We start from the raw sequence: 10,617 nt of genomic DNA, 5'->3' as shown, positions 1-10,617 counted from the left end.
TTTGCTTATCCTAAAGATACACGTTTAAAACCTGTTACTTCAACTTCTCCGTAAGAAGAAACATATTTAGCAACTGTAGACTTTTCATCTTTAATGAAGTCTTGGTCTAATAAACACTGTTCTTTGTCTAAAGTCGTATTATCAGAAATGAATCTTTCCATTTTTCCTGGTAAAATACGATCCCAGATTTTTTCTGGCTTACCTTCTGCAGCTAATTGTGCTTTAGCAACTTCTTCAGCTTGTGCTATCACTTCGTCGCTTAACTGAGACATAGAGATGTATTGAGGAACATTTTTCAATGTTTTTCCTAAACGCTCTAATTCTTCGTTATCTTTTTCAATTGCAGCAATTCGTGCTTCTGTTTCAGATGCAACAAATGCAGGATCGAAATCTTTATAAGATAAAGTTGTAGCACCCATAGATGCAACTTGCATAGCTAAGTCTTTTGCTAACGTTTCAGCATTATCAACATTTGCAGATAATCCAACAACAGCAGCAATTTTGTTAATGTGTACGTAAGAACCAACAAAAGCAGCTTCAACTTTGTCGAAAGCGTTAATGTCAATTTTCTCACCAATTACACCAGTTTGTTCTGTTAATTTTTCAGCAACTGTGATTCCACCGAAATCAGCAGCCAAAAATTCTTCTTTCGAGTTGAAGTTGATTGCTAAATCAGCAAATTCTTTTGCCAATGCAACAAAGCTTTCATTTTTTCCTACGAAATCAGTTTCACATCCTAAAACAATTGCAACACCAGCAGTATTGTCTGCATTTACTTTAGCAGCAGCAACACCTTCTGAAGAGTCACGATCTGCTCTTTTAGCAGCAACTTTCTGACCTTTCTTACGAAGAATATCAATTGCTTTATCGAAGTCACCTTCTGCTTCAACTAATGCTTTTTTGCAGTCCATCATTCCTGCACCGGTAGCTTTTCTTAATTTACCTACTTCTGCGGCTGTAATTTTTGCCATTTTGTATTTGTTTTAATGTTAGTACGTCCATTCAACATCTTTAAAAACGAATAGTTAAACTACTTGTCTTTCTTTGATGAATGAACGTATCAACGTTAAATAATAATTATTTTGTTTCTTCTTTTGCTGGAGCTTCAGCCTTCGCTGGAGCAGCTGTTTCTGCTTTTGGAGCTTCAGTTTTTGGAGCTTCTGCTTTTACTTCTGCTTTTGGTGCAGGTGCAGCAGCAGCAGCTTCTTTTTCAGCTTTCTTAGCTTCTTTTTCAGCTTTTCTATCAGATAATCCTTCGATTACAGCATCTGTAACGTGTGTTAAGATATTCTCGATTGATTTAGAAGCATCATCATTTGCTGGTATTACATAATCAACCTGTCTTGGGTCAGAATTTGTATCAACCATTGCAAAAATTGGAATGTTTAATTTTTGAGCTTCTTTAATCGCGATATGTTCACGTTTGATGTCTACAACGAACAATGCACCTGGAAGACGCGTCATGTCATTGATAGAACCTAAGTTTTTCTCTAACTTGGCTCTTAAACGATCAACTTGTAAACGTTCTTTCTTAGATAAAGTCATGAACGTTCCATCTTTTTTCATTCTATCAATAGAAGCCATTTTTTTAACGGCTTTTCTGATCGTTACAAAGTTAGTTAACATTCCACCTGGCCATCTTTCAGTGATGTACGGCATGTTAGCTTTCCCTGCTTTTTCAGCAACGATGTCTTTTGCTTGTTTTTTGGTAGCTACGAAAAGTATTTTTCTACCAGAGGCTGCAATTTTCTTTAAAGCTTCGTTAGCTTCGTCAATTTTAGCAGCAGTTTTGTATAAGTTAATGATGTGGATTCCATTACGCTCCATGTAGATATACGGCGCCATGTTTGGATCCCATTTTCTTGTCAAGTGTCCAAAGTGTACACCTGCATCAAGTAAGTCTTTTACTTCTATGTTATTTGCCATTTTTGTAAATAGTTTACGTTCCGTTGGAATTAGCAATAGGTAAGTAGCAATTTGTATTGGTCTTAACTATTTAGATGCTAAACTAAATTTCGCTGTATGCGAAACAACGACAACATGATTTTAATTTCAATAATAAATGAACAGTACGTTTTTTTGAAAAACGACCAAAAATTAACGTTTCGAGAATTGGAACTTCTTACGAGCTTTCTTCTGTCCAAATTTCTTACGTTCAACCATTCTTGGATCTCTTGTTAATAATCCTTCTGGTTTTAATGCCAATCTGTTTTCAGCATCGATCTCACATAATACTCTTGAGATTGCTAAACGAACAGCTTCAGCTTGTCCAGTAGATCCACCACCATATACGTTTACGTTTACGTCGTACGTATCAACAGTTTCAGTTAAAGCAAAAGGTTGTTTTACTTTGTACTGTAATGTTGGAGTTGGGAAATACGTTTCAAATGCTTTTTTGTTTACTGTAATGTTTCCAGTTCCTGGAGTTACATAAACACGAGCAACAGCGGTCTTTCTACGACCAATTTTGTGAATAACTTCCATGTTACATTAAATCATTTAAGTTAATAGTAGTTGGCTTTTGAGCTTCTTGTCCGTGCTCTGTTCCAACGTACACTTTTAGGTTACGGAATAATGCGCTACCTAATTTGTTTTTTGGTAACATTCCTTTCACTGATTTTTCGACTAATCTTGCTGGATCTTTTTCAAAAAGTTCCGTAGCAGTTAGCGATCTTTGACCACCTGGATACCCTGTGTGACGAATGTAAGATTTGTCAGTCCATTTGTTTCCAGTTAAGATGATTTTCTCTGCATTGATAATAACAACATTATCTCCGCAATCAGCATGTGGTGTAAAGCTAGGCTTGTACTTACCTCTAAGTATTTTTGCTACCTTAGAAGCCATACGCCCTAGCGTCTGTCCTTCAGCATCAACTAAAACCCACTGCTTATCTGCAGTCGCTTTGTTGGCTGAAATTGTTTTGTAGCTTAATGTATCCACACTAATTTATTTATTAATTAAACATTCCTATCTCTTTAAAAGAGTCCGCAAAGGTAAGATTTATTCTGTAGATAACAAATACATTACAAAGAATACTGAAAATTGTTGAATGTATTGGTTTTCATTAGCTTACTTTTTATTTTTTGAAGCTTAAATTATGCGTTTTTTGTGTCGAGTTTTACTAAAAAGATCAGTTGAGGAACTAATTATATTTCAAACAGATAAAAAATTACTCAAAATTTAATTTTAAAAGTATCTTTGGTCAAATTGTAAGCAATGAAATTCTTGCCAAAAATAAAGAAGTTTTTACTAAATACTATTATTATAATGGTGTTCAGCTTTTTATTGTTTGAAATGTTGTACCGCAATTCTATTATCGATTTTTATAAAGCAGAAACGTCACACTTGAATTCGGAAGCCGATTTGGCAAATACTTCCGTAGATTTTTTAGTGTTCGGCGATTCCTTTTCCGCCACAGCGAAAGAAATTAATTATATAGACAAACTGCGTGCAAATAATCCAGCAAAGTCTTTTGTGAATGTGAGCGTGCCAGGAATTGGAATTAGACAAGTAAATACATTTGCGAGTTCAAAAATTAAAAAACACAATCCGAAAGCCATTATTTACCAAGTGTATGTTGGGAACGATTTAACAGATGTAGATCATTTGTGGAGTTGGGAAAAGTTTTCTTTAGTAAGAAATATCTATTGGGGAATTTCCGATTATTTTTTGAGTCTATCGTATCTAAATCACAAAGCATCCATTTTTAGTTCGCACGTTACAAGCAGAACCACAACAATGGCAACCGATGTTTTTAGAACTGATTATTACGATCAACGAAGCATCCGTTTTTTGAATTTTGATACTTCTTACTTTAATAATACGTTAATGTTGAAAACGCCTTTTGCTTCACGGTATGATGCTTGGCTTGCTGAAATGAAAACATTTATAGAAACCATTCCAAAAGATATTCCTGTATATGTTGTTTGGATTCCGCATTGCTCGCAAGTCAACTCGTATTATATGAATAACTTGAAAACTTTGGGTGCTACGTTTGAAGATGAAGTTGCGATTCAACAGGGAAATTATCCATTCTTTGCAGAAGCAACAAAGGATTTAAAAGCGTACATAAATGTGACACAAGTAAATCCTTTGTCGGTTTTTCAAGTCAATGACACGACCGATTATCGATTGTATTTTGCCAACGATCCACACATTAATGATAATGGAAATGTGGTGTTGAGTGATTTTTTACAGTCGGAAATCGGACTTGAATAGATTCCTGCCTGCGCAGGAATGACAAACCAAGCATCATTTTTTTAACATTACAAACATATTATTTCACTGTATTCGCAACTCCAAAAAGCACTTTGATTTTCATACTAGATTTCGATACAAATTTGTTTCACAAGTTTACTCAGTCAAACATTTTGAAAATGAACAATCGTCACTGCGAGGAGGCTACGACGTGGCAGTCTGCTTCTATGAAAAATCTTAGTATTCTTAGAGAGAGATTGCCACGAATTTTTATAAAATTCTCGCAAAGACGTATCAAAGGAGTTTAAAAGAGAAATCTTACGCTTCTTTCTTTTCCTCAGCAGCTTTGTCCTGCGCTTCTTTTTTTGCTAATAAATTCTTTTGGTAGCGACCTTGTACAATGTCAATAATTACTAAGGTAATAATGACAAAGTAGAACGTGGTTTTGCTCATTGGCGTTACGTGACTTCCAAATAATTGCAGATTGGCTAAATGTCCACCTTCCGACAATAACATGATTCCCACAATAAATAAAATAAAGAGTCCAAGCACTTCATACATTTTGTTTTTCTGTAAAAAGTCTGATACTTTATCCGCCATTACAATCATTAATAATCCACCTAATATCACGGCAACCGTCATTAAAACAAGTTGTGGCATTTTTTCCAAATCGCTTGTCAAAGCCATGGCACTTAAAATAGAATCAAACGAAAAAACCAAGTTCATTACTACAATCCAAGTCACAACACTTTTAACTGATTTTTTACTTTCGGCACCTTCTACTTTGGCGTGTTCTTTCATCAACATCATGTGCCAAATTTCTTTGACCGCTGTGTAAATAATGAAAATTCCACCAACCAATACAATAATACTATGTCCGCTAATATCAAACTCTATAAACGAATTGCTGTGCATTGATAAAAATGGATCTTCAAAAAATGAGATTAATTGTAATAGTGCAAACAACAACACAATTCGCAAAATAATTGCCAATCCAACACCCATTTTTCGAACATACGATTGCTTATCTTTTGGCGCTTTTTGTGATTCTAAGGAAATGTATAATAAGTTGTCAAATCCTAATACAGCTTGCAGTAATACCAGCATGAATAAGGTAAAAAGACTATCTAAAGTTAAAAGTTGTTCCATGTTTCTTTATATAATTATTGAGTGATTTCTGTTAGTTGCTCCATTTCAAGAATTGTTACGCTATCTTTTACTTTTGGCATTAATAACGGTTGTATATGTACAAACATTCTTTCGGCAACCAATTGATTTCCATATTCGCCCGTATGGCAAAAATCGAAATAAACGGCGCGGTCAGTAGTGTCAAACGCATCGCTAATATCTACAAAAGTCGAATCTGTAATCATCAATGAATCTTTACGAACATTTTCATACGATAATCGGTACAAGTTTTCATAGTGATACTGATCTTTGTGATACAGTTCTTCAATTTTCGTTAATTGTTTTTTAGAATATATATTTGGTTGCATAAAGTTGAACACTTTAAAACCGTATGCAGCTTCTAAACTTTTAGAAACTCTGACCAAACCAACATAGTTTTTAGCAATAGCTTCCGACAAAGCATCCGAACGCGCATTCATTTTTGCATATATAGATCCTGAAAATATTTTGCGCTGTATTGTGGTCATCAATCTGTACAAATTACTAGAAGTAACAAACAGTTTAATACGCTTTTTATAACTATGTGCCAACTTAAATTCTCTTCTTCTGTTGTATGCGTTTGTGGGTTCGCCCGCTTCATTATTTTGATGTCCAGAAATAACTTCATTTACACCATCATAAAAAATAACAATATCCGGAATGTTGTTTTTTATCAACTCTCGCTGTAGCTGAATGTTCTCTGTTGCACGCGTGTATCCGTGACAACCAAAATTGGTGACTTCTACATTCTGATTCGGAAATGTTTTGTGAATTATTTTTGATAATTCTGACGGAATTGTGTATTCGTCTCGCGCACCTGAACTGTACATAGTTGATCCGCCAAAACAGAATATTTTAATCGCTGTGGCGGAATCTTTCAAACTTAGATTTGCCGTTTTTCGAAGTCCGTTTGCGTAAATCGTATTGTGTTTACCTTTCATCGGCTTAAAACGATAATGCAAATACGGTTCCCATTCCATGTCTTGTTCGCGAAGTTCTCGGTGAATGATTTTTATATCTTCATCACTTAAACCAGAATCTTCATACAAACCCGAAGCAATAATACGTTCCGTATTTCCATCAATTCCACTTTGATCGTAATAATTATAAAAAATGCCCAATGCAATTTCCAATAAAAAGAAAGTGATCAGAACGTTTCTGAATATGATGAGGGTAAATTTGAGTTTCTTTTTCACGAAAAATAGATTATAAAATATATGTTATCTTTTTGTTGAGCTGAATCAATACATAACTTGCAATTACTGATACTATAATGGTTACAAAAGTAGTCACAGTACGCGACAAAGTAAGTGTATTATAAATTAAAAAAATAATTAATGGATGCACTAAGTAAATTGCAATTGAATACGACGACAGTAATTTACTATCAAGATTGGATGAAATTTTAAAGGTAAATGCTGCAATTAACAATGCTGGCGCCAAAAATAGGTATGAAAGATAGGTGTTGAGAATCGTATTATACGTTATAAAATAATATGCAATCAAATTTTCTGCAACAAAAAGAGTCAAACTTACAAGAAGCAACATTGTGACATTTTTTTTGCTGATTTTCGTATGAAAATTTGCACGTCTTATGACATAACCTATACTTAAAAGTGGCAATGCAAATAGCAAAAAGTTTCGATGTAATGGCGGATAATTTATCAACTTATCTAAAGTGGTTTGATATGGAAATACGTGAAGCACTCCTATATATTGAATGGCAATTCCGATCAAAAGAAACGCAAAAGCACTCACAATTAATACTGTGTTTGAAGCATTTCGAAGTTGATAAAGTACCAATCCGCCAAAGAAAAGCGCCGCTAAATACCATAAGTGATTAAAACCAAATATGAATGTTGGAATAATTTTTAATAAATCATAGTGATTTAAGTGCACCCAAAAATAAGTGTAAATCAACATCCAAATGAGGTATAAAATACCAACGCGTTTTAGCCATATTTTGATGCGATCGTTTTTAAATACAGTATATAAAAAGAAGCCGTTGACGCAGAAAAAAAATGGAACGGCAATTCTGAAAATTCCGTTCGTAACAATTCGTGATGCAGCGTCACTGTATTCAAACAAAAAACCTGCATGCGTGCCAATTACAAATAGTGCCGCTATAACTTTTAAAATATCGAGTAATATGTTTCGCGAAGTAGTTTGCAAATCGGTTATGATTTTTGAATGCTAAAGATATAATTTTTCTCTTTGACCACACTTTTTTCAAAAATCAACTCAAAAGTAAGTCCGTTTTTGACTGCCAATTTTTTAATATGATCAATTTCACAATCTTCCGATAAAATCATCCATGTATTAGGCGAAATATATTGTGGAAGTTGTGCAAATAATTTTTCAAAATACTCAAAATCTTCTCCGCAAAACCAAGCGCGTTCTTTGTCATTTTGTGGAGCTTTTGGATAATATGGCGGATTAATAATAATATAGTCAAAATGCTGATCGGACAAATTTTCAAACAAATCCGAATACACAACATTCAACGAAATTTCATTAGTTATAGATGCTTCTTTCAATACATCAATCGCAACTTGATTGATATCAGAAGCTGTCACATTCGCACCTTTAGAAGCGGCAAATAAAGAGATGATTCCAGAACCACAGCCGAGTTCTAAAAAGTTTTTTCCAGTAATGTGTAACGGTTTTATATACTCTAAAAGAATTTTGGTGCTAATCGTAAATTTTGGCGGAAATACTTCTTCATTAATCTGTACCGTAATACCTTCGTATGTGTAGTTTCGATCCTTTACAATGTATTTATCAAAGAAAAATTTCGCAATAGGAAATATGTGTTTCTTAAGCTTCTTAAACATATTTATGTAAATTATTCTGAATAGAAACCTTCAATTTCTGGCTGACGGTATTTCCAAATTTTGTGCAACACCTTAATTTCATACGGATATTTATACCAACCATATTTAAAGCGATAGCCAGAAACTAATTTCAACAATGCTTTTTTATAGCCTTTAATTCTAAAATCGGAAGCAGTAGGATAGTAGCCGTTCAATACCGTTTCAAAATTTTGAATTTTATCAATCATATATGGTTTTAACCAAGGTGTTAGCGGATTTCTTCGTAAATCGAATTTTTCCCAACTTGGCTCAATCCATTCTTCGAGTTTTTCAGGAAATGAAAATCCAGCATCTATAATTTGCTGATACAACTCCGAACCTTCTGTCGGCACCGGACTGTATAAGTAAATGATAATTTCCGCTTCAGCGTTGATAGATTTAATTTCACGAATAAAATTAATATCCCACAAAATCTGCTCGTATACTTTCTTTTCGTCAGGTCCAGGCAAGCCTAAAACAAACGATAATTCAGGAATAATGTCAACATCTTTCATGCGCTTCACAAAATCTTTGATCATTTGACCCGATTGTGTTCCACCTTTATTCATTTGCTTCAACACTTCATCATTTCCTGTTTCGGCACCTAAAAACATCATACGACAACCTGCTTTTCGCATGTAATGTAATTCTTCGTCAGAATATTTATTAATTGTATCAATGCGTCCTTCTCCCCACCATTCAATATTATCGTCCATCACATGTTTAGAAAATTCCATCACACGTTTACGAGACGTAAAAAAGTTATTATCATGAAACTCTACAGCGTCAATATTGTATTTTTCTTTAAAATATTTTAAATCCTTATAAATAGTCGGAGCAGCTTTTGCTTTCCATTTTGCATTGTAAATTGGTACAACTGCACAAAAAGAACAGCTAAACGGACAACCCATACTTGAGTGGTACGCAAAAGTTCTACGTCCCATAAACGTCTTTGCTAAATAATTTTCTAGCGGATAAAACGTATTAAAATATTCGTACGGATATGGAGGCAATGAATCTTGATCGAGCAATGCTTCTTTGACCGTTTGGACAATTTTTCCTTCCTCGTCTTTAAAAATCAAGTTGCGAATCAACATGAGTTTTTCATTGCTTTTTCCTTCCAAAACATCTAGCAACTGTGGAAATGTATTGTCGCCAGGTCCGTTGATAATATAATCAACATAGCCAGAATTTAAACATACTTTGTATTGGTTTGATGCAAAATATCCGCCCCAAATATTAATAGACTCAGGGTACATTTCTTTAATCTTTCTTGCATACGGAATCGCTTGTTTCAACTGCGGCCCAGGCATTACTGTGAGACAAAAATACTTGTATTCGCCCGTAGCAAAATAACCAGATATTTTTTCCCAAGGATCAGTTTCCATATTTCCATCTACAAAAACGTAGTCATATTTTCCATGAATGGCAGCGCCAACCTGAATAATAGTATTCGGCAAACGATGTTTTGCATTGGCACTTCTCGGATTGAATATGATAATTTTATTTCCCATCATTAAATATCTCGTTTCGATTTGCTAAAATAAACCTTGAAAGCTTATAAGCAAAAATTTTATTCGCTTTTCCGTTAGGATGCGGATCTAATTCGTTTACAATGTATTTGAAAATGTTTTTATCTTGAAAAAACTCAGAGGCATCTACAAACAATAAATTATTTTTCTCGGCTAATAAACGTATTTCTGTTACATGAACTGGTTTGTACTCTAAGTCCATATAAAAAACGAGTCCTTTGCTATTGTTGTTAGTGAAAATATCTTGAAATTCTTGAAACTGTTTGTCAATATATTCTCTATGAACAGCTTCATAAGCAACAGGTTCAATTATTTGAGGATTGAACTTAATTGATAGTAATTTCTTTAAATACGAATCCCAAAACACATTCTTTTTCGGCTTGATGGTAAAATTGTCCAAGGAAAAATCAGTTCCAATTCGATAATGATCGTTGGGACCGCAAAACCCAATCACAACCAAATCAGGATTATATTTGAGTGCATTTCGTTCTAAAATCTTTTTATAACTTGTTAATGCATAGCCAGAAATGCCAAAATTGAATGTTTCATAATCACGTTCCTGATCTTGTTTATTCAATATGTTTTCTGTGGTTGATACGAACATATCTTCTTCGTGCACGCCAGTTCCCATGGTAAATGAATCGCCTAGTATAGCAATTTTTACTGTATTTGAATTTATTTCATGATTCCGATCACGGAAACCTTCTGCATTGGTTTTAAAATCAGTTAGCTTGTATTTTGTATCTAAATTTGGTAGTAATTCGTATACTAAATCATCTGAATCAGAATATTTCAACAATCCAGAATTATCTGCAATTCCAAATGAGTTCGTGAGTGAATACGAAAAAGCAGCACCTCCAAAAAAGTA

11 protein-coding genes are annotated in these 10,617 nt (G+C 34.0%); 1 reads left to right on the top strand and 10 read right to left on the bottom strand.

Going from position 1 to position 10,617, the window contains the following annotated elements; all coding sequences use genetic code 11:
- Window positions 1–5: 5 nt before the first annotated feature.
- The 4 genes from tsf to rplM all read right to left on the bottom strand — a co-directional run bounded on the left by tsf (window position 6) and on the right by rplM (window position 2,941).
- The gene (tsf, locus tag AB8B65_RS06665) at window positions 6–971 is read right to left on the bottom strand and encodes a translation elongation factor Ts (RefSeq protein ID WP_405300093.1); all 966 of its coding nucleotides are present in this window, start codon (window positions 969–971) and stop codon (window positions 6–8) included.
- Window positions 972–1,077: 106 nt separating this feature from the next.
- Window positions 1,078–1,926 (bottom strand): 30S ribosomal protein S2, encoded by an 849-nt coding sequence (gene rpsB / locus AB8B65_RS06660; RefSeq protein WP_405300092.1) that lies wholly within the window; start codon window positions 1,924–1,926, stop codon window positions 1,078–1,080.
- A gap of 171 nt (window positions 1,927–2,097) precedes the next feature.
- Window positions 2,098–2,484 carry a 30S ribosomal protein S9 gene (rpsI, locus tag AB8B65_RS06655; protein WP_114902334.1) on the bottom strand — a complete coding sequence of 129 codons (387 nt, stop codon included), beginning with the start codon at window positions 2,482–2,484 and terminating at the stop codon, window positions 2,098–2,100.
- Window position 2,485: 1 nt separating this feature from the next.
- A complete protein-coding gene (gene rplM, locus AB8B65_RS06650) occupies window positions 2,486–2,941 on the bottom strand; it encodes a 50S ribosomal protein L13 (RefSeq protein WP_405300091.1) in 456 nt (151 codons plus the stop codon).
- Between the two features lie 276 nt (window positions 2,942–3,217).
- Here rplM and AB8B65_RS06645 point away from each other — a divergent pair, with 276 nt between their 5' ends.
- A complete protein-coding gene (locus AB8B65_RS06645; protein WP_405300090.1) occupies window positions 3,218–4,219 on the top strand; it encodes a hypothetical protein in 1,002 nt (333 codons plus the stop codon).
- 297 nt (window positions 4,220–4,516) lie between these two features.
- On the opposite strand, the gene AB8B65_RS06640 is transcribed toward AB8B65_RS06645, so the two are convergent.
- From AB8B65_RS06640 to AB8B65_RS06615, 6 genes are all read right to left on the bottom strand, one after another.
- Window positions 4,517–5,347: a TerC family protein gene (locus AB8B65_RS06640; RefSeq protein WP_405300089.1), complete on the bottom strand. Its 831-nt coding sequence runs from the start codon at window positions 5,345–5,347 to the stop codon at window positions 4,517–4,519.
- 14 nt (window positions 5,348–5,361) lie between these two features.
- Window positions 5,362–6,561: a hypothetical protein gene (locus AB8B65_RS06635; protein WP_405300088.1), complete on the bottom strand. Its 1,200-nt coding sequence runs from the start codon at window positions 6,559–6,561 to the stop codon at window positions 5,362–5,364.
- 10 nt (window positions 6,562–6,571) lie between these two features.
- Window positions 6,572–7,537 (bottom strand): acyltransferase family protein, encoded by a 966-nt coding sequence (locus AB8B65_RS06630; protein WP_405300087.1) that lies wholly within the window; start codon window positions 7,535–7,537, stop codon window positions 6,572–6,574.
- 5 nt (window positions 7,538–7,542) lie between these two features.
- Window positions 7,543–8,199 carry a methyltransferase gene (locus tag AB8B65_RS06625; RefSeq protein WP_405300086.1) on the bottom strand — a complete coding sequence of 219 codons (657 nt, stop codon included), beginning with the start codon at window positions 8,197–8,199 and terminating at the stop codon, window positions 7,543–7,545.
- Window positions 8,200–8,210: 11 nt separating this feature from the next.
- The gene (locus AB8B65_RS06620) at window positions 8,211–9,734 is read right to left on the bottom strand and encodes a B12-binding domain-containing radical SAM protein (protein WP_405300085.1); all 1,524 of its coding nucleotides are present in this window, start codon (window positions 9,732–9,734) and stop codon (window positions 8,211–8,213) included.
- The coding region (locus AB8B65_RS06615; RefSeq protein WP_405300084.1) for an SGNH/GDSL hydrolase family protein at window positions 9,721–10,617 on the bottom strand (897 nt) is incomplete at its 5' end. The genes AB8B65_RS06615 and AB8B65_RS06620, both read right to left, overlap by 14 nt.

It is taken from the genome of Kordia sp. (assembly GCF_045105435.1).
Lineage (GTDB): Bacteria > Bacteroidota > Bacteroidia > Flavobacteriales > Flavobacteriaceae > Kordia.
The sequence above is the reverse complement of the archived record's forward strand: the minus strand, read 5'-3'. Positions and strand labels throughout refer to the sequence as shown.